19 protein-coding genes and 1 riboswitch are annotated in these 21,855 nt (G+C 36.5%); of the genes, 10 read left to right on the forward strand and 9 right to left on the reverse strand.

Annotated features, from left to right (window positions below; translation table 11 throughout):
* Positions 1-271 precede the first annotated feature (271 nt).
* From GMB86_RS03695 to GMB86_RS03705, 3 genes are all read left to right on the forward strand, one after another.
* On the forward strand, positions 272-1,330 hold the full coding sequence (locus GMB86_RS03695) for an NAD(P)-dependent alcohol dehydrogenase (protein WP_155216927.1): 1,059 nt from the start codon (positions 272-274) through the stop codon (positions 1,328-1,330).
* Between the two features lie 308 nt (positions 1,331-1,638).
* A complete protein-coding gene (locus tag GMB86_RS03700) occupies positions 1,639-3,024 on the forward strand; it encodes a glycoside-pentoside-hexuronide (GPH):cation symporter (protein ID WP_408033827.1) in 1,386 nt (461 codons plus the stop codon).
* A 181-nt stretch (positions 3,025-3,205) separates the two neighbouring features.
* Positions 3,206-3,466 carry a hypothetical protein gene (locus GMB86_RS03705; protein WP_155216929.1) on the forward strand — a complete coding sequence of 87 codons (261 nt, stop codon included), beginning with the start codon at positions 3,206-3,208 and terminating at the stop codon, positions 3,464-3,466.
* Positions 3,467-3,660: 194 nt separating this feature from the next.
* Here GMB86_RS03705 and GMB86_RS03710 read toward each other — a convergent pair whose 3' ends face one another.
* Positions 3,661-4,089 (reverse strand): MarR family winged helix-turn-helix transcriptional regulator, encoded by a 429-nt coding sequence (locus tag GMB86_RS03710; RefSeq protein WP_155216931.1) that lies wholly within the window; start codon positions 4,087-4,089, stop codon positions 3,661-3,663.
* 117 nt (positions 4,090-4,206) lie between these two features.
* On the opposite strand from GMB86_RS03710, the gene GMB86_RS03715 reads away from it, so the two are divergent.
* A complete protein-coding gene (locus GMB86_RS03715; RefSeq protein ID WP_155216933.1) occupies positions 4,207-4,794 on the forward strand; it encodes an NAD(P)H-dependent oxidoreductase in 588 nt (195 codons plus the stop codon).
* A 73-nt stretch (positions 4,795-4,867) separates the two neighbouring features.
* Here the strand turns inward: GMB86_RS03715 and GMB86_RS03720 are convergent, their stop codons facing one another.
* Both GMB86_RS03720 and GMB86_RS03725 read right to left on the reverse strand, forming a co-directional pair.
* Entirely contained in the window at positions 4,868-6,130 is a 1,263-nt protein-coding gene (locus GMB86_RS03720; protein WP_155216935.1) for an MFS transporter, read from the reverse strand.
* Positions 6,123-6,704 carry a helix-turn-helix domain-containing protein gene (locus GMB86_RS03725; protein ID WP_155216937.1) on the reverse strand — a complete coding sequence of 194 codons (582 nt, stop codon included), beginning with the start codon at positions 6,702-6,704 and terminating at the stop codon, positions 6,123-6,125. The genes GMB86_RS03720 and GMB86_RS03725 overlap by 8 nt, the downstream gene beginning before the upstream one ends.
* Before the next feature lie 1,049 nt (positions 6,705-7,753).
* Here GMB86_RS03725 and GMB86_RS03730 point away from each other — a divergent pair.
* From GMB86_RS03730 to GMB86_RS03750, 5 genes are all read left to right on the forward strand, one after another.
* On the forward strand, positions 7,754-8,677 hold the full coding sequence (locus GMB86_RS03730) for a ketopantoate reductase family protein (RefSeq protein WP_155216939.1): 924 nt from the start codon (positions 7,754-7,756) through the stop codon (positions 8,675-8,677).
* Between the two features lie 254 nt (positions 8,678-8,931).
* Positions 8,932-9,777 (forward strand): KPN_02809 family neutral zinc metallopeptidase, encoded by an 846-nt coding sequence (ypfJ, locus tag GMB86_RS03735; protein WP_155216941.1) that lies wholly within the window; start codon positions 8,932-8,934, stop codon positions 9,775-9,777.
* A gap of 276 nt (positions 9,778-10,053) precedes the next feature.
* A complete protein-coding gene (locus GMB86_RS03740) occupies positions 10,054-10,728 on the forward strand; it encodes a ribonuclease H family protein (RefSeq protein WP_329602742.1) in 675 nt (224 codons plus the stop codon).
* A 73-nt stretch (positions 10,729-10,801) separates the two neighbouring features.
* Positions 10,802-10,913, forward strand: a riboswitch (TPP riboswitch).
* 148 nt (positions 10,914-11,061) lie between these two features.
* Complete coding sequence (thiC, locus tag GMB86_RS03745) at positions 11,062-12,843, forward strand: phosphomethylpyrimidine synthase ThiC (RefSeq protein ID WP_155216943.1); 1,782 nt, start codon at positions 11,062-11,064, stop codon at positions 12,841-12,843.
* A 216-nt stretch (positions 12,844-13,059) separates the two neighbouring features.
* On the forward strand, positions 13,060-15,021 hold the full coding sequence (locus GMB86_RS03750) for a sucrose-specific PTS transporter subunit IIBC (RefSeq protein WP_155216945.1): 1,962 nt from the start codon (positions 13,060-13,062) through the stop codon (positions 15,019-15,021).
* Positions 15,022-15,074: 53 nt separating this feature from the next.
* Here GMB86_RS03750 and guaC read toward each other — a convergent pair whose 3' ends face one another.
* The 4 genes from guaC to GMB86_RS03770 all read right to left on the reverse strand — a co-directional run bounded on the left by guaC (position 15,075) and on the right by GMB86_RS03770 (position 19,871).
* Positions 15,075-16,058, reverse strand: a complete 984-nt coding sequence (guaC, locus tag GMB86_RS03755) for a GMP reductase (protein ID WP_155216947.1) — start codon at positions 16,056-16,058, stop codon at positions 15,075-15,077.
* A gap of 237 nt (positions 16,059-16,295) precedes the next feature.
* Complete coding sequence (locus GMB86_RS03760) at positions 16,296-17,306, reverse strand: SDR family oxidoreductase (protein ID WP_155217079.1); 1,011 nt, start codon at positions 17,304-17,306, stop codon at positions 16,296-16,298.
* Positions 17,307-17,529: 223 nt separating this feature from the next.
* The gene (locus tag GMB86_RS03765) at positions 17,530-19,107 is read right to left on the reverse strand and encodes a cation:proton antiporter (RefSeq protein ID WP_329602743.1); all 1,578 of its coding nucleotides are present in this window, start codon (positions 19,105-19,107) and stop codon (positions 17,530-17,532) included.
* A gap of 134 nt (positions 19,108-19,241) precedes the next feature.
* Positions 19,242-19,871 carry a DUF421 domain-containing protein gene (locus tag GMB86_RS03770; protein ID WP_155216949.1) on the reverse strand — a complete coding sequence of 210 codons (630 nt, stop codon included), beginning with the start codon at positions 19,869-19,871 and terminating at the stop codon, positions 19,242-19,244.
* Between the two features lie 183 nt (positions 19,872-20,054).
* On the opposite strand from GMB86_RS03770, the gene GMB86_RS03775 reads away from it, so the two are divergent.
* Positions 20,055-20,204 (forward strand): hypothetical protein, encoded by a 150-nt coding sequence (locus GMB86_RS03775; protein WP_155216951.1) that lies wholly within the window; start codon positions 20,055-20,057, stop codon positions 20,202-20,204.
* Here the strand turns inward: GMB86_RS03775 and GMB86_RS15455 are convergent.
* Positions 20,183-20,356: a hypothetical protein gene (locus GMB86_RS15455; RefSeq protein ID WP_196220118.1), complete on the reverse strand. Its 174-nt coding sequence runs from the start codon at positions 20,354-20,356 to the stop codon at positions 20,183-20,185. The genes GMB86_RS03775 and GMB86_RS15455 overlap by 22 nt on opposite strands.
* A 175-nt stretch (positions 20,357-20,531) precedes the next feature.
* Positions 20,532-21,716, reverse strand: coding sequence for a NupC/NupG family nucleoside CNT transporter (locus GMB86_RS03780; protein WP_155216953.1), 1,185 nt, complete (start codon positions 21,714-21,716; stop codon positions 20,532-20,534).
* Positions 21,717-21,855: the final 139 nt, after the last annotated feature.

Below are 21,855 nucleotides of genomic sequence, written 5' to 3' on the forward strand. Positions count from 1 at the left end.
TCAAGAACAGCGCGCCTTATCTTCTTATATCAGATTTGTCACCAATTTGTCACTTCCTTTACTTTAATTTTAGCTAGTCTTACCTTAAATGTACATCATTTAGTATTAAAAAAGTACATTGTGACTGTACATTATACAGTATGAAAAGCTTGATATATAAATCGGTTTATTAAATAATTGAAATTAGATCAATGAATAATTTATTTTATTTTATTTTGATTTGTAACCGTTTTATTATCATTACAATTATGAGAAAGGATTTTGATAAATCATGACTAATGTACCTCAAACAATGAAAGCGGCAATTATGAAAGGAATTAGGGAAATCACTATAGAAACTCTTCCTATACCTGAAATAGCAAGTGATGAAGTTTTAATTAAAGTAAAAGCTGTTGGAATTTGTGGTTCGGATCTCCATTATTATTCAAATGGGAGAATTGGTAAATATGTAGTAGAAAAGCCAATGATCCTTGGCCATGAGTGTTCGGGTGATATTGCCGCCGTTGGTTCAGATGTCAAAAGATTTAAAGTAGGTGACCGAGTTGCCGTTGAACCAGGCGTAACGTGCGGACATTGTGAAGCTTGTAAAGAGGGTCGGTATAACCTATGTCCGGATGTTCAATTCTTAGCAACACCGCCTATAGATGGTGCATTTGTACAATACATCAAAATGAGACAGGACTTTGTTTTTTCTATTCCGGAAACGCTTTCCTATGAAGAAGCAGCGTTAATCGAACCATTCTCTGTAGGGATTCATGCTGCAAGTCGAACAAAACTTCAACCTGGGTCAACCATTGCAATTATGGGGATGGGACCTGTAGGATTAATGGCCGTTGTCGCAGCTAAAGCCTATGGAGCTAGCACAATCATTGTGACTGATTTGGAGAAACTTAGACTAGATGCTGCAAAGGAAATGGGGGCGACCCATGTCATTAATATTCGTGAGAAAGATCCTGCAGAAGAGATTAAAAAAATTACGAATGGTAAAGGTGTTGATGTTGCTTGGGAAACGGCAGGAAATCCAAAAGCACTACAATCTGCACTTGAATCAGTTAAACGCGGTGGGAAACTAGCTATAGTAGGTTTACCTGCTCAAAATGAGATTCCGCTTAACGTGCCATTTATTGCTGACAATGAGGTGGATATTTATGGGGTCTTCCGATATGCCAACACCTATCCAAAGGGAATCAACTTCCTCTCATCTGGAATAGCAGATACGACGAAACTTGTAACGGATAAATATTCATTAGAAGACACACAAGAAGCAATGGAGCGAGCACTCAACCATAAAGATGAATGTTTAAAGGTTGTTGTTTATCCTAATGATTGAAGATGACTCAAAGTATATAGACATTCCCTTAATAGAGGTTGTTCAAAAAGTCACCAAATGATAAGCTACGAATCTCGGACGCCCGCTTGTTTTTCCGGTTCTCATGTAGTAAAAACCTACATTCCGGTCCTCAAAACGGCGCCGCTCTTATCTTCTTGCTTCTAATTTGTCACCTTTTTGAACAGGCACAAATATAACAAATGATGTTCTTATTTGTATACGAGGGCAAAAACATAGGTGCCATCTAAATAAAAATTAGATGGTCCCTTTTAAAAATATTGAAACCGCTTACCGAGGGAGTTGTTAAGGTGCTACAAAGTAAAGAGATTAAAAACTATATAGATGAAGAACGTTCAAGCGATAATGGAAAATTGTCTTGGATGGAGCGGATCGGTTACGGCGCTGGAGATATGTCATACAACATCATATTCCAGTTTGTGAATGCCTATTTACTTTTTTATTATACAGACGTTGATGGTATTAAACCTGCCGTTATCGCTACTTTGTTCTTAGTTGTTCGAGTTCTTGATGCTGTTTGTGATCCTATTATGGGTAGTATTTTAGATAAAACGAATACTCGGTGGGGAAAAGCAAGACCATACTTATTGTGGGTCGCCCTTCCTTTGGCTCTATTTACAGTTTTATGTTTTACTACTCCTCATTTTGGTTTAACAGGAAATCGAATTTATGCGTACGCCACATATATATTATTGGGGATGACTTTTAGTATGCAAACGATTCCTGTCAATAGTTTAACCGCTAGAATAACAAACAACCTACAAGAAAGAACCATTTTAACCACCGTTCGTATGATTCTCGTTTATATTGGTATCCTTCTCGCCATCTCTTGTGCAACGCCTCTTGTTTCATTCCTAGGAGGTGGAGATCAATCTAGAGGTTTCCAATTAACGGCTTTAGTCTATGCGATGGCTAGTGTGGCGCTCAATCTCTATAGTTTTTTTACAGTTCGTGAGAGAGTTGTTGTGGAAAATAAAGAAAAGCATGGCATAAAAAAGACATTAACCGTTTTAGTCAAAAATAAACCATTATTGATTTTAGGTTCGGCATTTTTGGCATTTGCCATTGGGTTTAATATTCGATTAAGTACAGCATTATATTACTTCACCTACAATATGGAAGCAAAAGGTTTAAATTTCATGGGAACGCTTTTATTTTTCGGAGCCGCCTTAATTAGTAACATGTTTATTCCCTTGTTAGCCCAGAAATGGGGAAGAAAGACGATCATGATAATTTCAGGGATTGTTTCACTTATAACCTATTTTGGATTACAGTTTACACCTTATACGTCCATACCATTAATTCTATTCTGGTTCTTTACTTCAGGCTTCTTTACCACACCGATCAATACGCTTGTTTGGGGAATGTTGGCAGACACGGTCGATTATGCCGAATGGAAAACTAAAGTCAGGGCCGATGGCGTCATTATATCTAGTATGAGTTTTCTAAACAAATTGGGAGTTGCCATTGCGGGATCATTTTCTGCGTTTTACTTGGGGCACTCTGGATACGTTGCGGACATGACTCAATCCATTAGTTCCCTTGAGGCCATTAAGAATTTAAACGCCATTATACCAGCTGTTTTTATATTACTGTCAGTCATCATAATGAGTTTTTATCCTTTATCAGAAAAGAAATGTCAAGATATGATGACAGAATTAGAGCAAAGACGATAAGGCATCTCGTTTCTCCGCGTGCCTGTCACCACCCGAAGTTTGTTGAATATTGTCGAAGTTCCTGGCAGATGAATGGGTGCCTGGTACTTTTTGATTAGTGTCAATTTTCGACAAATTTTGGGGAGTGACAGGCACCTTTTAATGATATACTAGTTGTAGTAATAATATGGAGGTGTAGATAATGAAATGGGAACAAGTTCGTGAACAATATCCTGAACAATGGGTTCTTGTCGAAGCCATATCAGCTTACTCAAAGAATTCTGTCCGCTATCTTGAAGAACTATCCGTCATCTCAAATTTCCCCGAGTCAACTTCTGCATGGAAAGAATACAAAAAACTGCATCTAGCCGACCCTTCCCGTGAATATTATATTTTCCATACGGACCATAAAACTATAGAAGTAAAAGAACAAAAGTTTATTGGGGTTAGGAGACGGCTCTAGTGAAAATACAAATACAGGATGGTTTACCAATATTATCTGTATCACTTGCCTATATGGGAAAAACAATCGTTTAATCTCCGCGTGCCTGTCACCACCCGAAGTTTGTTGAATATTGTCGAAATGCCTGTTAATGAAGAGTGCCTGGTATTTTTTGATTTAGTGTCAATTTTCGACATATTTCGAGGAGGCACCTTTTAATTAAATAGTTTTGTTTGAAGAATATCTATTGCGCGTTCAATATCCTCTAAATCTTCTTTTGAAGCATTTTGTACTCGCTTTATAAAACGTGATTCTATAGTTGCAAAAGCTTCATTCATCATAGCTTCTCCATCATTCGAGAGACGAATGTATTGTTTTCTTCGATCTTCACTATCATTTATCTTTTCAATTAACTTTTTTTCACTTAACTTTCTAAGCTCACGACTCGTGTTTGGCATAGACATATTCTGACAATCATTAATTTCACTTGGAGTCACTGGTTGATTAACTGCAATATATTCAAGAATATTAAATTGAATTTGCGAGATTAAATCTGACTTCGCATTTTTTGTTAATTCATGTGTTACACGATGAACAGAAGTTGTAAATGATACGAGTTTATGAAAAAGAGTATTTTTGTTCATTTCTCTCACCTCTCTTAGACAAGATAACAAAATTATTATCATAACACAATTATCATTTGATAACCAAAATTGTGTATGTTACTATTTAGTTATCAAATGATAATTAAGAGGTGCATTATGAAGGTACTAATAATTTACACCTATCCTAATCATACAAGTCTAAATTATGCATTTTTACAAAAAGTTATAAAAGGAAGCAAGGAAAATCCCAATATAAAGGAGTTACAGGTCTTAGATTTATATGACGAGGGATTTAATCCACTTCTCGTGTTTAACGAGCAAAAACAAAGACGTGATATGCATACTGACCCAAGTATTGAAAAATATCGAAAACAAATTACGTGGGCTGATAGGATTGTTTTTATCTATCCGATTTGGTGGGGAAGACCACCCGCGATGCTTATGGGATATATTGATCAATTATTTGCTTCCAACTTTGCCTATAAAGATAAAAAGAGACTTTTCCCAGAAGGGCTTTTGAAAGGAAAGTCCGTTGTATGTGTGTCTACCATGAAGGGACCTACTCACTATCCATTATTCTGGTTGATTAATGCACATAAAATTCTTATGAAAAGAGCTTTATTTAATTTTGTGGGAATTAAAAAGGTGAAGTTCTTTGAGTTTGGTAATATGGAGAGTCCAAAGGGAAATCAAGTGAAAAAGTTAGAAAAAATTTATAATTATTTCAAAAAAATAAACCATTAATCCCCGTGTACCCGTTTCTCCGCGTGCCTGTCCCACCCGAAGTTTGTTGAATATTGTCGCTCTGCCTGGCATATTAAATCTGCTTTGGACTCCTGACGTTACCTTCATTCACGGTTTTAATTGTTGTTAACGGTTTAAATATTTTAATATTTAAAACTAACAAAGATATTATAGCAATGATTATTCCAAAAATCGCAAGGGTAGAAACAAGCCCAATAAATAGAGAAATGAAACCACCTAAAATCGCACCTATAATTAACCCAAAGTTTGATATGGTTTGAAGGAAAGAAATGGCTCTTCCTCTATATTCTTTGGGTGCTAATTTTAAGAAAAGGGTAATCGTAGGAATATTGAGCAGTGCACTTGTAAGACCGATTATTAAAACCCAGATTAATACTGGTATAATACCAATTAATTGGAAAAGAAAAAGAAGTGGATAAGCGAAGATCATCCAAATACCTAATAAAATAATATTATAAATTAATAGACGACTAGGAGAAATTTTTTTCAAAAGATAGGATCCTAAGATTGAGCCAATAACCGCTCCACCTCCAAATAATCCTTCGCTAATTCCGTATATTAGACCATGTACTTTAAAAGTCTGTAGAATTAATGAATTGTAAACGGTATTTAATACTCCTATCGAAAGCATTACAGGAATCATATATACAATAAGCAATTTTAATACTGATATTTTGTAGACAGTGACAAATCCATTCTTAATGGATGAAAAAAAAGAAACTTTTAATCCAAACTTTTTATTTGAACTAGATTCTTTTTTAGTAGACGTGTAGAAAATAAGTATTGAAGATATTAAAAAGGTAATTGCATCAATAATGAGAATGTGAGATATTGGGAAAAAAGGTATTAGAATACCTGTTATAGCAGGACCAACAATTAATAAAATTGAGTAAGTACTTTGTGATATAGCGATAGCATTGGGAATCATCTTATCTCCAACAATATCTGAAATATATGATGTTCTAGCTGGATAGAAAGCGGCTGAGCAGATTCCTTCAGCAAAAATTAGCAGTAAAAGTATTAACAATTTATCCAAAAAAAATATCATTAATGTTACCATACATAGACTAAAAATATTTGATGTGATCATTATCCATTTTTTAGAACACACGTCTGATAACGAGCCCATAAAAACGCCAAAGATAACAGATGGCGTTACTTGGGCAAATAGTGCTAGGCTTATTATAAAAGGGTTGTTTGATGAAGAACCAAGAACATAGAATATTATGGTTATTGTAATTGCATCACCAAAGCGAGATACAATTTGAGCCAACCAAATAAGACAAAAAGACCTATTTTTCAAAAGTTCATTCATTTAATTCACTTCCCTTTTTGTCGTCTTGTTTTATAGGAAATATTGAAATATTTACATGATAATTATTATGTTTTTTTTCTTTGTTATTGTGCTCTCGCATATAAGTATATAGCTCTTTAATCTTTTCTTTAACAAAGTCATAATCATCCTTTGATAAATTTATAGAATCGCTAATTTGAATTAACGAATTAGTTTCTGAACTATTCATTCGATTAGCAAAAGTTTTTGAACGCTCTAGTGCTAACTGAGTATTCTTCTCAAGCGATTTTATCATTTGTGGTGATAGCCCGTTCACAATAGGCATAATTTTTTCTGTCGAAATTATCTTTGCTATCGGCTGATAAAACTTTTGAACTATACCATTCTTTTCTGAAGTATTTACAACTTTAACAAGTTCTGCTCTTTCTAACTCTTTTAGGTGGTATCTTACTTTCGATGGCGATAACTTTAATTTATCAGCAAGCATTTTCCCCGTTTTGGGCATATCATCTAATTGCCAAAGGATACTTATCCTAAATGGATCACACAATACTTTCAATTGTTCTAAATCATTTAAATAATAAACATCATTCATGACTTTGTTAAATCCTCAACTTTCTATATGGTTAATTAAGTGGTATTTTGTTTCCTAATATTTAATTTCATCTATATAGCAAAATGTCAATTATAAAGATTTTTATGACATTTCCCATATAATATCACTGGTGGATCAATTAATGTCCTGAATTATTGAATATCATTTCATTAATTGAGTCCCTCAAATTCAACTATCCACCATATATAGTAGTCTACAGGCAAAGTATTGCACTATAGTTCTTTGATGTATAAATTCGGTGAAATACACCAAGTTAACTTGGTGTCTTTTTTTTGTAAGTATGATAACAGGTCCCTTTGAACAGGTTACTAATCCGTGTAATAATGATTGTTTAAGCAACTTTTTCATTATCGATCACCTCCTTAAAATAGATAGCATTTATAGTTTGTGAGCTGTATTAAATTTAAATATTGTTGATTTATATCAAGTCCAAAAACGTTGTAGTCCTTTTTTGTCAGGCCAACCTTAATTAATATGTTAATAAAATATTTAACATGTTAAAATATTAACACGTTTATATTTATTGTCAACATCTCCGCGTGCCTGTCACCACCCGAAGTTTGTTGAATATTGTCGAAGTTCCTGGCAGAGCGACCGAGCTAAATATAGCGGGTGGGATTCCCGCCGAGTAAGGGTAGCCACACACTCGTAGCGAGTTTTGGAGGATAGCAGGTAACTCTCCTTGTCTAAAAGCGTAAACAGTTGGATAGTGGGCAGTAAACTACGGCTGAAGTGATTATGAGGTTAGTCTAGATTATGGACATACTGAATGGAGACTTTTATACTAGACTACAATAAAGGGAGTGTCCAACATCGCAAAACGGTATGACAGGGAAGGAATCTACTCAAATTGAGAAAACATATTCATTACATAAGAAAATGAAGTAAGATAAAACTAATTAGATAGATCGCGGAAGTTTAAATTTAGAAATTATATAAGATGAACGAGTGCCTGGTACTTTTTGATTTAGTGTCAATTTTCGACAAATTTCGGGTGGTGACAGGCACCATTTAAAGGGGTCTAAAACATGAAAGTAGCTATTATTGGATTAGGGGCCATTGGATGTACCTTACTTCCTTATCTAAAAAAAGAGATTCAACCAAGTTACTTGCGAATTGTCGCAGGAGGTGAACGAAAAAAAAGGTTAGAAACACAAGGCATTCTTATTAATAACGAACACTATAACCTGAATGTTGTTTCTCCGGAAACGGACATGGATCCTGCGGATTTAGTGATTGTTGCGGTTAAATATAATCAATTGAATCAGGCAATAAAAGATATAAAAAATCAAGTAGGAAAGAATACTATTATTTTATCCTTAATGAATGGCATCACAAGTGAGGAAGAAATTGCTGAAGTATATGGCAAAGAGAAAGTCATTTATGGTTTTACGACGATTAATGGTATTTACAAAAAGGGTGTGGCTACATTCTCAGTTGGCGATAATAAAATAATATTTGGATCAGATCAACAAGAAGATCAACAAACTAAAGTCCAGCGAGTCAAAGAATTGTTTGATGCCTGCCACATTCCCTACGAAATTCCAAACGATATCATTCGTGAACTTTGGCTGAAATTCTTACTGAATGTAAGTGGTAATTCAGTCGCCGGAGTACTTAGAGCACAACATAAACATTTTCAGAAGCTTGATTCGGCTAATAAGGCCCGAGAATGCATCATGAGAGAAGTCATTGCACTTTCTAAAGCCATGGGGACAGGGCTTGTTGATGAGGACCTTGAAGCTATGAAATCGATTTACTTTAACTATGAACCAGAAGGTCGAGGGTCAATGGTTCAAGATATTCTCTCAAAACGTCCGACAGAAAATGAAATGTTATGTGGGACAGTGGTCAAGTTAGGGAAAAAATATGGTGTTAGCACACCCGCTACTGAGCTACTGTACTACTTAATAAAAGCCATTGATGATGAAACAAATGGTTTGTTGGATTAATGTCTTCAAATACTAATGTATGGTTTTTCACCCCACTGATGGAAGTTTCACTTTAAATAAATCAAGCTGTTTAAGCAGTCATCGTTTACGAGTTTTTTAAGTATCGAGAATTTTATCATCAGCTTCATTCCAAATGCCGTTGTGTTTTAAATCCCTTTTAAAATCATACTCTCTTTTTCACCTCGACTATTTTCAATGACTTTCGGGTATAGCAAAATTAACTAAGTGTACATACGACCCGAGGAGGAAAGATAATGAAATGGAGAGGCAGAAAAGGGAGTTCGAATGTAGAGGATCAACGAGGTAAAGGAATAGGCGGAATCGGCGTTGCAGGCGGCGGAATCGGCTTAATTATAGTCCTTGTTGTAACGTTACTTGGAGGAAATCCTGGTGAATTGTTGAATAATTTTCAAATCACAGATTCTGGTAACAATACCTCCTATGTAGAGACGGATCAGGAAAAGGAGCTGTCACAATTTGTGTCAGTCGTACTTAAAGATACAGAAGATGTATGGAGTGAGGAATTCCGGAAAGAGGGATTAACATATAAGAATCCAACCCTTGTTTTGTACTCTGGAAACGTTAATACGGCTTGCGGGACGGCTGGCTCATCGGTAGGTCCTTTTTATTGCCCAGGTGATCAAAAGCTGTATATTGATCTAAGTTTCTACCAAGAGCTCAAAGATAAATTTCAAGCCCCTGGAGATTTTGCGATGGCCTATGTGATAGCTCACGAAGTTGGTCACCACGTTCAAAAACTCTTAGGTACATCGGATAAAGTGATGTCTCAGCGTACAAAACTAAGTAAAAAAGAATTTAATAAGCTTTCTGTTCGGCTTGAATTACAAGCGGATTATTATGCTGGGGTTTGGGCTAACCATGCACAAGGGAAGGATTTGTTAGAAAAAGGGGATTTGGAGGAAGCTTTGAATGCTGCTACTGCAGTAGGTGATGATACTCTTCAAAAGAAAGCACAGGGATATGCCGTTCCAGAAAGTTTTACTCATGGTACATCCGAACAGAGAAAGCATTGGTTTTATAAAGGTTTTAAATCAGGAAAAATAGAAGATGGAGATACCTTTAGCGTAAATAATCTGTAATAAAAGGGATTAGTAGGTGATCCTTTTTAATGGCAATGATGATTTAAATTATTAAATGAATGAATCAATGGGAATAATTGATATAAATGTCATTTATCCCGCCTTAACGGCAAGTAAAGGCCCCCACTCGGGGATTCTGAGTATTCAAAGAAGATAGGTGGGGGATCAACTGCCCGTAAAGGTCCGATTGGTTCAGCTAACCATCAGTGGGGGATGAAGAAAACCCCCACTGATGGAAGTTTCACTTTATAAAATCATCTATTAAGGAGTTTTATTGTGAATGTCAGAATCGAAACAACGTACAAAACAAAAAAAGGAACGGAGACGACCTTTAGTTCTGTTGAGATGCCTGCAGAGAAAGCTCTTTTAATTGCTGAGGATTTGGAAAAAACCGGCCGGATAAAAAACTTAACGTTTATTGATAGTAATGAAAGTACATGGACCGCGAAGGAATTAAAAAAATATTTGCAGGGCATTCAAACTGAGCCACATCATGTCACGGCCTATTTTGATGGGGGATTTGATCTAGAAACAAAAAAATCCGGCTTAGGTTGTGTGATTTATTATGAACAGAACGGCAAACGATATCGACTTAGACGAAATGCCTTGGTATCTTATCTAGACACGAATAATGAAGCAGAATACGCGGCCCTTCATCTTGTATTAAAAGAATTAGAGAAGTTAGGTGTTCATCATTTGCCAGTTAAATTTGTGGGTGATTCTCTCGTTGTCATTAATCAATTAAGCGGAGAATGGCCCGTTTATGAAGAGGAATTAAATAAATGGGCGGACCGGATTGACGATAAGTTAGAGCAACTAGGCATCACACCAGAATATGAACTCGTTCCAAGGAAAAATAACCAAGAAGCGGATCAATTAGCATCGCAAGCATTACGAGAAATTGAGATAACTGGGACGATTGAATTAGATGGAGAAAATAATGTCGATTAATTTTTCAACTAAAAATCTTTAGTAAGATAAAAAACTATGTTATCATGACATAGAAAATAATATATATTTTTTAGTGCTCTACTAGGGGAGTCCAATGAATAGGACTGAGAAAAGAATGTTGAATTCTTTGACCCTTTGAACCTGATCTGGGTTATACCAGCGTAGGGAAGTAGGAAGAGGCGTCTTTAAGTCATCTGTACGCCACTACTTTTGTGATGATAAATCAGGTTCTGTTTATTCAGAACCTTTTTATATTGTCTTTCATCTGTTTACTGATGAACGAGGCTGTATAACTCCTAAGATCATAATCTACCAAAATTAGGAGGAGATTACATGACAAAGAAAACGGCAGTAACTATTGAATTAAAGTCCCAATTCCAAGGAAGCAAAAAAGTTTATGTTGAAGGTCCTAGACCTGATATAAGGGTCCCAATGCGAGAAATCGAGCTTAATAAAACCGTCACCTCATTTGGAGAGGAAACAAATGAACCCGTTCGTGTGTATGACACGAGTGGTCCTTATACAGACCCGAACTACATAGTCGATATAAGAAAGGGATTACCCAATCTACGCAAAAATTGGGTTTTAGAACGTCAGGATGTTGAGGAGTATAGAGGAAGAGATATAAAACCAGAGGATAATGGGTTTCTTATAGAAGATGAACAGTCCAACCTTGAAAGGTTCCCTAATATAAATAAAACACCATTACGTGCCAAAGAAGGCTGTAACGTGACACAACTTCATTATGCAAGAAAAGGTATCGTAACACCTGAAATGGCGTTCATCGCGATACGTGAAAATATGGATCCGGAAGTTGTTCGTGAAGAAGTAGCGAGGGGAAGAGCCATTATCCCAGCAAATATTAATCATCCAGAAAGTGAACCGATGATTATTGGTCGCCAATTTCATGTCAAAATAAATGCAAATATAGGTAATTCCGTTGTCACTTCCTCTATTGAGCAAGAGGTCGAAAAGATGACTTGGGCGACCCGTTGGGGAGCAGATACGATAATGGATCTATCAACAGGCAAAAATATTCACAACACAAGAGAATGGATTGTTCGAAATTCGCCTGTACCTGTTGGAACCGTGCCGATTTATCAAGCTCTTGAAAAAGTGAACGGGATAGCTGAGAATCTAACGTGGGAAGTGTACCGTGATACGCTAATTGAGCAGGCTGAGCAAGGGGTCGATTACTTTACGATACATGCAGGGGTCTTGTTACGCTATATCCCATTGACCGTTAAACGGACAACCGGCATTGTCTCTCGCGGTGGATCGATTATGGCACAATGGTGTTTAGCTCACCATAAGGAGAATTTCTTATACACCCATTTTGAAGATATATGTAAAATTTTAAGTCAATACGATATTTCAGTTTCCCTTGGAGATGGATTGCGTCCTGGATCGATTGCAGATGCAAATGATGAAGCTCAATTTGCAGAGCTTGAAACATTAGGTGAATTAACAGAAGTCGCTTGGAAGCATGATGTGCAAGTGATGATTGAAGGACCAGGGCATGTTCCTATGCACATGATTAAAGAAAATGTAGATAAGCAAATGGACATTTGCAAAGAAGCACCATTTTATACCTTAGGCCCATTAACGACAGATATTGCTCCAGGATATGATCATATTACATCTGCCATTGGAGCGGCTACAATAGGTTGGTTAGGAACGGCTATGCTTTGTTATGTTACACCTAAAGAGCATCTAGGTTTGCCAAATAAAGACGATGTTCGTGAAGGGGTTATCACGTATAAAATTGCTGCTCATGCAGCCGATTTAGCAAAAGGGCACCCAGGAGCTCAAATGAGAGATGATGCGATATCGAAAGCCCGTTTTGAGTTTCGCTGGAATGATCAATTCAATTTATCATTGGATCCAGAACGCGCGCGAGAATATCATGATGAAACCCTTCCTGCTGAAGGAGCAAAAACAGCTCATTTTTGCTCAATGTGTGGTCCTAAATTCTGTTCCATGAGAATTTCACACGATATTCGAGGTGGATTAGCTAAGGAAAAGGCAAAAGGTCAAGAAGAAACTTCAATAAAAGAAGGCATGAATCAAAAAGCACAAGAATTTATAAAAAATGGCTCCCACATTTACCAATAAGTCGAGCGAAAAAAAAGAATAGTAGAAAAATCTATTTGGTGTCTCTCATACTAGTTTTTGAGAGACACCATTTTTTTTATATATTTAATTATTAGCTAATGATACAGAATATTGATAAATTTTTTTGATACCTAATTGACACAATTTAAATGGAGAGGGTATATTTAAAATAAAAAACGTTTTCAATAAATGATGCCTTTTGAAGGGAAGTTCGGGATGGATCATGCAAAAGTCGCGATAGATATCTTAAATGCATTAAACGGTAGAAAAAATATTCAAGCCATCACTCACTGTGCCACTAGACTGAGATTTATTGTTAAAGATGAATCGAAAATAGATTATATGGCATTAGACCATCATCCCGATATAAAAGGGATATACAGGATTAATGGACAATTTCAGGTTATCATCGGACCGGGGGACGTTGATGAAATCTATAATGAATTAATTAAACGATCAGGTCTTCCTGGTATGACAGAGGGAGATCAATTCTTTTCTCAAAATAGAAAAAAAGGAAATTTATTTTTACAATTCATGAGTTTAATAGCTGATATCTTTGTTCCTATTATCCCTGCATTAATAGCAGGGGGAATATTGATGGCACTGAATAATGTTCTAACTACAGCGAATCTTTTTAGCTCTCAATCTATTGTTGGAATGTACCCTAACTTAAAAGGAGTATCTAGTTTCATCCATATGATGTCTGCCGCTCCCTATCTTTTCTTGCCTATACTTATCGGTTTTTCAGCAACGAGACGTTTTGGCGGGAATCCCTATCTAGGGGCTATGATGGGGATGATCATGCTCTCTCCTGACTTGTCAGGTGCCTATAATATAAGCCATGCAACCGCAACAAATCAAGTTAACTATTGGCATCTATTTGGATTAGATGTAGCGAAACAAGGTTATCAAGATTCTGTTTTACCTGTACTGGCTGTTTCCTATATTTTGGCTAAAATCGAGAAATATTTACATAAACGTATTTCAAAAGCTCTTGATTTCAATTTTACCCCTATGCTGGCCATTATTTTGACTGGTTTTATTACTTTTTTATTTGTAGGGCCGGTCATGCAACAGGTGAGTGATAGTTTAACCAATGGATTGATGTGGTTATATGATGTAACTGGGTTTGTAGGCACCTTTGTTTTTGGATTTTTCTATTCAGCTATTGTTATTACTGGACTCCATCAAAGTTTTCCTGCTATTGAAACAGAGTTATTAGCCAATATAGGAAAAACGGGGGGATCCTTTATATTGCCAATCGCTTCGGTAGCTAACGTTGCGCAAGCCGCAGCCTGTTTTGCAACATTTTTTGTTATGAAAAATAAGAAACAAAAAGGTTTAGCCTCATCTTCAGGAATTACCGCACTTTTTGGAATCACAGAACCTGCTATTTTTGGTGTAAATCTGAAGCTCAAATACCCGTTCTTTTGTGCCATGATAGGATCAGGTGTTGCCTCTATCTTTATCGGTGTATTTCATATTTTAGCAAACACGATGGGACCTTCGGGTATCCTTGGTTTTATTTGTATCAATACACCCTCGATTGTTCCGTTTATCTTCTGCTTAATGGTCAGTGTTGTTATAGCCTTTTCATTAACACTTTTCTACGGCAAACGTTCAGGGGCAAAAGAATCAATGTTTGAAAATGTGAATGAATACGTGGCTTCTACAGTGGAAGTACGAGATCCAGTGGAACGTATTGCTCAAATTGAGACAGTCCAAGATGAATATATCTATGCACCCGTACTAGGTGAGTCAACTGGCATTAAAGAAGTGAATGACAAAGTGTTTTCACATGAATTTTTAGGTACAGGAGCAGCTATAATTCCAGAAACGGGAGATGTGGTTGCACCATGTGATGGACTTATTACCGTGACGTTTAATACAAATCATGCACTAAGCCTAAAAACAGAACGCGGGGCTGAAATACTCATCCACATTGGTATTGATACAGTCAATTTAAATGGAGCTTATTTTGAAAGGTATGTAGAGAAGAATCAATGGGTTAATAAGGGCGATAAATTATGTCATTTTGATTTGGATAAAATTCAGAAAATGGGATATGACCCAACTGTTGTTGTGGTCATTACGAACACCGAAGAATATGCGACTGTCGAGAGAATAGGGCATAATCGTGTGTCCATAGGAGATAAATTGATAGAAGTCATGGCCTAGTATCAAAAGTTGAGCAAGCTACTCATGAGTAGCTTGCTCATTACAAGTGATGATTAAAAAACCTTATCCCCATTAAAAATCGAATTTTTCACAATTACGTAGTCAACATTGCGAATAGCTTCCAACTTAGTTCCGCCAGCATAAGAAATAGAGGATTGTAAGTCTTGTTCCATTTCTGTTAACGTATCTTGCAAGGCACCTTTGTGTTCAACGTACATTTTCTTGCCTTCTACATTTTTTCTTTCGCCTTTTTGAAATTCTGATGCTGATCCGAAATATTCTTTATAGAGTTTTCCATCTTTATCAATGGTTTCTCCTGGGGATTCTTCATGTCCAGCAAATAGTGAGCCAATCATAACCATTGAAGCGCCAAATCGGACGGACTTTGCGATATCGCCATGTGTACGGATACCTCCGTCAGCAATAATCGGTTTACTTGCTGCTTTGGCACACCAACGAAGAGCCGCAAGCTGCCATCCACCTGTACCAAATCCAGTTTTTATCTTCGTGATGCAGACTTTCCCAGGTCCTATGCCAACTTTTGTCGCATCAGCACCAGCATGTTCTAATTCTCTCACAGCTTCAGGGGTTCCAACATTTCCAGCGATAACAAAACTATCAGGTAAAAGACGTTTGATATGCTGGATCATATTTATGACCGCATTGGAGTGCCCATGGGCAATGTCGATGGTTATATATTCTGGCGTAAGGTTTCTATCTGCTAATTGTTCAATAAATTCGTATTCCTCTGCTTTAACGCCAACACTAATTGAAGCGAATAAGCCACGTTCTTGCATATCTCGAACAAAATCGATTCGTTTTTCAGGTTGAAACCGATGCATAATATAGAAATATCCATTTTCAGCTAAGTAAAGAGCGATTTCTTCATCTATTATCGTTTGCATATTCGCAGGTACTACAGGCAACTTGAAGGTATGTTTGCCAAGGGTAACAGATGTATCACATTCAGAACGGCTATTGACAATACATTTTGCGGGGATTAATTGAATATCTTCGTAATCAAATACATTTTCCATAGTTTATTCTCCTAAACACGAATATTATTAATGATAATATAAATAATTGTTCGTACAGTGGTACTTTACATGATCTTTATCAGGATGTCAAAGTTTTTCATAATTATGTATGTAAAAGAAAAAAACGTCATTCATAGATTAAGATGACGTTTTTGTTAGGATCTCATTTTTTTAGGCTGTTTTCAGGTTAGCTATCTTTCCTGCTTGCATTTCACTCAGTAAACGATGTAAAAATTTTTAACTTTTCTTTTTAGCCATAGCCCACAGTGAAGCTCCAATACCCGTAAGTGCAAGGGTCGTTAGCATTGGATTTTCAGTTGCTTTAACATAGAGACTACGTTTTCTCATCCAGCCTTTGTTCGTTCCTCTTTCATGAAGACCATACCCAGCATGGTGTAACGCACTTTTTTCAGGAGGATTTGAAGGTTCGTCACTATGTTGGGTACGGTACATCGTAAGTTCCATTAATTTATCTGTAAAACGCGGAGCAAAACGTCCGAGCATCGCAAAAAATTTGGCCTGTGTACCTACATACATATCTCGCTTCGGATTCTCTGCACAGAATAGAATCGCTTCAGCTACGGCTTTAGGCAGATAAATCATTGACATATAATGGGCGGGCTGCTTGTCTAAATAGCTCATAGCATGTTCATTATAAGGTGTGTCGATTCTGCCTGGATGAATAAGTGAAACAGACACGGGTGCCTTTTTCTTTTCTAATTCCATCCTGATACTTTCTGTCCATCCATGTACAGCAAATTTGGCCGAAGCATACGCTGATTGAATGACCGTTCCTCTATCCCCAAAAAAGCTTCCAACATTGATGAGGGCACCGGGAACCCCTCTTTCCTTATAATGTTTTACGGCAACTCGAGTTCCGTATACAACACCCCAAAAATTGGTATCATACAACCGCTTCATATCGTCAATCGTTACATCCATCGCTTCACCAAAAATAGATACACCAGCGTTATTTACCCATGTATCAAAACGTCCATATTCATTTATCGCTGCTTTGGCAATCTTGTTGACATCTTCTTCTTTGCCAACATCTGCCTTGACCCAGATAGCTGAACAGCCTTTTCCATTTAACTCCTTTACTAACTGTTTGAGAGCCTCTTCATTTCGTGCTGCAGTGACAACTTTCGCTCCCTTTGAAGCAGCCATTCTTGCGGTAACAAGCCCTATTCCACTTGATGCGCCTGTAATAACGATGACTTGATCTTCTAATTTTTTTAAGGTTATCATCTTTGTTTGATCTTTTACCTTTTTCAAATTCTCCGATGTGGTACTCTTTAGAGCGACGACTTTTTCGTCCAGTTTGATTGATTTATCATCCATAGTGAGTTCCTCCTTATTTTTTCACTATCTATGATTTTTCTTCTACAACAGCGTAACATTATGCTTTTCTTATTATTAATAACCCTAATAGGTCAAAAAGATGCAGTAGTCTTGATTAACTATTATAAAATCAATGATGATCTTCTAACTTAATTAGCTGGTCGTTAATCCGCTCATGTTCTTTAATCGCTACTTCATTTGAAATGATCTCTTCATTTAAAAGTTTTTCAACGGCATGGTATTGGGCATATAGTGCGTGTTTTTCTAAAATTATCTGCTGCTTTTCTTTTAACTCAGGATACTTTGTATAGAGTTGCTCCATAGCGCTTTCTAGAGTATTTTGCTCATGTGTATATTGTGAAATGATGTCTTTAGAAACGGATTCGGTAACCAAGATCGTTTGTTTTACTTTTTCAATTTCTTTAAGAGTAGCCTCAATTTGATAACTACGAGCCAACAATTGTTCGTAATCTTGAATGTTTTTTTCTTTTTTGTTGGCACCCAAGAAAGATAACAGTGGTTTAATCGTGAGGCCTTGAATGATTAATGAAAACAAAACAACACTAAAGGCAACGACTAATATATTTTCACGACCAGGAAAATCTCTGGGTAAGCTTAGAGCAAGAGCAATGGATAATGATCCTTTTAATCCACCCCAATTAATGATATGTTTCCACGAGCGGGGAAAGTTTTTGATAAAAAATAGGCTAGCATAAACAGCGATACTTCTAGCAATGAGAACAATGAGGATCGCAAGGAATATTAATCCCCATTTGTCCGATAGATCAATGATGGTAATCTCCAATCCAACCATTAGGAATACGAGAGAATTGGCTAATAAAGCAGCTACATCCCAAAAATTATTTATATTGAGTCTTGTTGTTGGACTCATTCCTATTTCAGCACCATAGTTTCCGAAGATAAGGGCGGCTACTACTACTGCGATAACACCTGAAGCATGAATACTTTCAGCAAGAAGGAATGAACTGTAAAATAGAATGATACTGAATATAATTTCTAGCGGATAGTCATCAAACAATTGAGTTAACTTTGAAAATATATAGCCAAGCGCGCCCCCGACGATAAGCCCTAATGAAATCACCCTTACGAATTCCCATAGGCCATTTCCAATGCCAGCTATCCCTAAATGGATATACGTTAATAAATAAAAGGCAGAGATATTAAACAGGACAACAGCTAATCCATCATTAAATAAACTCTCCCCTTCAATGACCGTAGCCAAACGTTTTTTTACCCCAACACTTTTAAAGATCGATAATACACTAACGGGATCCGTTGCGCTCATTAAGGCAGCAAATACAAAGGCCGTTGGAATCGAAAAATGTAGTAACCAAACAGAGGAAAGGCCAATAACGATATAGGACAACAAGGTTCCTCCAAAGGCTAAAGAAAGGATGGGTTTTTTATTTTCAATGAGGTGTGAAAAAGAAAGCTTTAAAGATGCCTCGCCTAGCAATGCAGGCAAAAACAACGTGATAATAACGAAGTTGAAAACTTCTCCTTCTGTAATGAAGGTTTTAAGAGGTTTTAAAATAGGAATGTTGATTAAGCCAATAACCGTACCAACTAAGACTAAAGCTATGGGGTAAGGTTGTTTAAGTTTTTTCGCAATGGCCGTTATACCTGCAGCAATCATAACTAGAATTAGGCTAAGTTGAAAAATGTAATGTAAATCTAGGTCTTGCACAGTAAACGCCTCCCGACATCAAAATCATTATTGAATAATTTGACATTACCCCTCTTCTACGAACAAAAACATTTTCAAGAACTTTAAACAGAACAAGGTTTGGATACTTAGTCATTTTGAGGAAGCCGATTACGTTAATATGTAAAGAGTCGTAATTTATTTTTGAAGTACTCAGCAAAAAAGATATCTTCCACTTTCTCGATACCCTGTTCCTGAATTTGTGCAAGAAGCCAGTCTTCATCTTTCCCGATATCCTCTAATCCTTCTTCGTAAATCTCCCCATCAGAGATGACCATATAAGATTGCTCTTCATCATCCATTTGAATAACGGTTAATTGTCCATTTTGTTCAATTTGTGCTTTTTTTAAAGAACCGATCGAGCTGATCTCTTTCATTCGTAGCATAGTGGTAAAAGTCTGGGTGGATAATTTTGCTTTCATAAAATTTTCAGGGATCACTTTCCCATTTCTTACGACAATGATCCGTTCACCATCGATGAACCGTTTAATGAATCTATTTTTGAGTTTCAAGAAGCGAATAAACCAATTGAGGAATGCCCAAATAAATAGGACGACGACAAATTGTACAATGGTGATTTGCGGGCTGTAGATAATACCACCTACAATACCACCCAACACATAGTTTTGAATTTGATCGGCAGCAGACATTGGTGCCAAGTTTCCTTTACCCGATAAATTCATAAAAAGGATTAAACATAAGAAACCTATCGATAATTTAATGGTTATTAATATATATGATTCCATGGTTTTACACCTTTTCTCTAAATTTCTTCAACTAAATGATGATTCTTTTATCATTCTTTGCTTTTCACGACGAAATTATGATTGTTTTATAAAATGAGGATGACATCTCAAAAGAGTTGCTTACTGAAAGACTTCATTTCAGACTAAAGAGGGTCGAGATTCTATGAATAACGGGTGATATAAATGGCCAAAACCATAGTAGAAAATTTTAACTTAAAAAAGTATCAAAAAATCGTCGTATTAAATATGCTAAAAGGTGCTGATTATTTAGCAGAGTTAACGGATTTTGATACAGAATTAAAGGATCGCTCTTATGATGTAGATTGTTTGTGAGTAATACTTAGGTATAATTGAGGCATTGCACGACGTATTTGAGGCACTGCACGGCATAATTGAGGCACTGCACGGCATAATTGAGGTACTGCACGGCATAATTGAGGTACTTCACGACGTAATTGAGTCACACCACAACGTAATTGAGGCACTTCACTTCACAATTGAGCCGCTTCACGTTTGGTGGAATTCGTAAATACCAAGATCAAATAAAAGACTATCTAGGCATAGAAAGGAAAATCATTTAAACGTCCAAATTAGACGATCTATTTCCACAATTGAAGTTCTAAAATTAAAGCCCTCTCGCATTGTGAGAGGGCTAGTCCATTAAAAGATCAATCCAACAATAATGGCTGTTAAGAAGCTTACTAATGTCGCGCCGTATACCAGTTTGAGGCCAAATCTCGCCACGACGTTTCCTTTTTCTGCATTTAAACTTTTTACAGCACCTGCAATAATGCCGATAGATGAAAAATTGGCAAATGAAACAAGAAAGACAGAAACAATGGCATTGGTTCTCTCAGAAAAATGAAAATGACCTTGAGATAAATTCGTCATGGCGACAAACTCATTAGTGACTAACTTGGTCGCCATAATGCTTCCTGCATCGACAGCACTACGCCAAGGAATGCCCATTAAAAAGGCAAAAGGAGCAAAAATGTAGCCCAAGATTTCTTGAAATGTGATACCAAATAGGCTGTTAAATATAGCATTAATCATGGCAATTATGGCAACAAACCCAATCAGCATCGCGGCAACAGTAAATGCTACTTTGAAACCATCCATAATGTATTCACCAAGAACTTCAAAGAAGGATTGTTTCTTTTCATTTTCTTCAATTTTTATGGCATCTTCTTCTGGTAAGACCCTATATGGATTAATAATGGATGCGATGATAAATCCTCCAAATAGATTTAATACAATCGCGGTGACAACGTACTCAGGTTTTACTAAAACCATATAGGAGCCAACAATCGACATGGAAACCGTTGACATGGCTGATGCACATAATGTGTAAAGTCGGTGTGGAGGTAACGTTCCGAGCTGTCTTTTAACTGAAATAAAAACTTCAGATTGTCCCAAAATGGCTGAAGCCACACCATTGTATGATTCAAGTTTTCCCATGCCATTGATTTTACTTAAAACATATCCAATACCGCTAATCATGATCGGCAAGATTCTCCAATGTTGTAGGATGCCAATTAAAGCAGAAATAAAAATAATCGGAAGCAAGACACTCATAAAAAAGGACATTTGATTGTTATTGACCAATCCGCCAAAAACAAAATCAACCCCTTGTCCCGCAAATGTTAAAAGTTCTCCAAATCCATTGGCTATACCTTTAATCAACCAATTTCCTGCACTTGTCCTCAATAATAAAAATCCAAGAAGAAATTGGATGATCATCATGACGATGATGGGACGAATTCGGATCTTCGTTTTGTTGTTACTTGCAATCCAAGCTAAAAACAAAGTGATGAATAAACCAATAATACCAATTATGAAATTCATGATGCCTCCTTAAAAACGAACTCTTTCTTTTCTATCTTTTACCCTCTTTTGGCCAAAATTATTTTATATCAAGAGATAAAAGCCATTGAGTTCAGTCAATTTTTTATCCTAGCATACGGTTAATCCCTTTGCAATTTGT

Source organism: Terrilactibacillus tamarindi (genome assembly GCF_009718825.1).
GTDB classification, from domain to species: Bacteria; Bacillota; Bacilli; order Bacillales; family Sporolactobacillaceae; genus Terrilactibacillus; species Terrilactibacillus tamarindi.

Bases quoted from the DNA above. Each gene is read 5' to 3' on its own strand.
- GMB86_RS03695 (WP_155216927.1), top strand. From the start codon at position 272: ATGACTAATGTACCTCAAACAATGAAAGCGGCAATTATGAAAGGAATT.
- GMB86_RS03705 (WP_155216929.1), top strand. From the start codon at position 3,206: ATGAAATGGGAACAAGTTCGTGAACAATATCCTGAACAATGGGTTCTT.
- GMB86_RS03710 (WP_155216931.1), bottom strand. From the start codon at position 4,089: ATGAACAAAAATACTCTTTTTCATAAACTCGTATCATTTACAACTTCT.
- GMB86_RS03715 (WP_155216933.1), top strand. From the start codon at position 4,207: ATGAAGGTACTAATAATTTACACCTATCCTAATCATACAAGTCTAAAT.
- GMB86_RS03720 (WP_155216935.1), bottom strand. From the start codon at position 6,130: ATGAATGAACTTTTGAAAAATAGGTCTTTTTGTCTTATTTGGTTGGCT.
- GMB86_RS03725 (WP_155216937.1), bottom strand. From the start codon at position 6,704: ATGAATGATGTTTATTATTTAAATGATTTAGAACAATTGAAAGTATTG.
- GMB86_RS03730 (WP_155216939.1), top strand. From the start codon at position 7,754: ATGAAAGTAGCTATTATTGGATTAGGGGCCATTGGATGTACCTTACTT.
- ypfJ (WP_155216941.1), top strand. From the start codon at position 8,932: ATGAAATGGAGAGGCAGAAAAGGGAGTTCGAATGTAGAGGATCAACGA.
- thiC (WP_155216943.1), top strand. From the start codon at position 11,062: ATGACAAAGAAAACGGCAGTAACTATTGAATTAAAGTCCCAATTCCAA.
- GMB86_RS03750 (WP_155216945.1), top strand. From the start codon at position 13,060: ATGGATCATGCAAAAGTCGCGATAGATATCTTAAATGCATTAAACGGT.
- guaC (WP_155216947.1), bottom strand. From the start codon at position 16,058: ATGGAAAATGTATTTGATTACGAAGATATTCAATTAATCCCCGCAAAA.
- GMB86_RS03760 (WP_155217079.1), bottom strand. From the start codon at position 17,306: ATGATAACCTTAAAAAAATTAGAAGATCAAGTCATCGTTATTACAGGC.
- GMB86_RS03770 (WP_155216949.1), bottom strand. From the start codon at position 19,871: ATGGAATCATATATATTAATAACCATTAAATTATCGATAGGTTTCTTA.
- GMB86_RS03775 (WP_155216951.1), top strand. From the start codon at position 20,055: ATGGCCAAAACCATAGTAGAAAATTTTAACTTAAAAAAGTATCAAAAA.
- GMB86_RS03780 (WP_155216953.1), bottom strand. From the start codon at position 21,716: ATGAATTTCATAATTGGTATTATTGGTTTATTCATCACTTTGTTTTTA.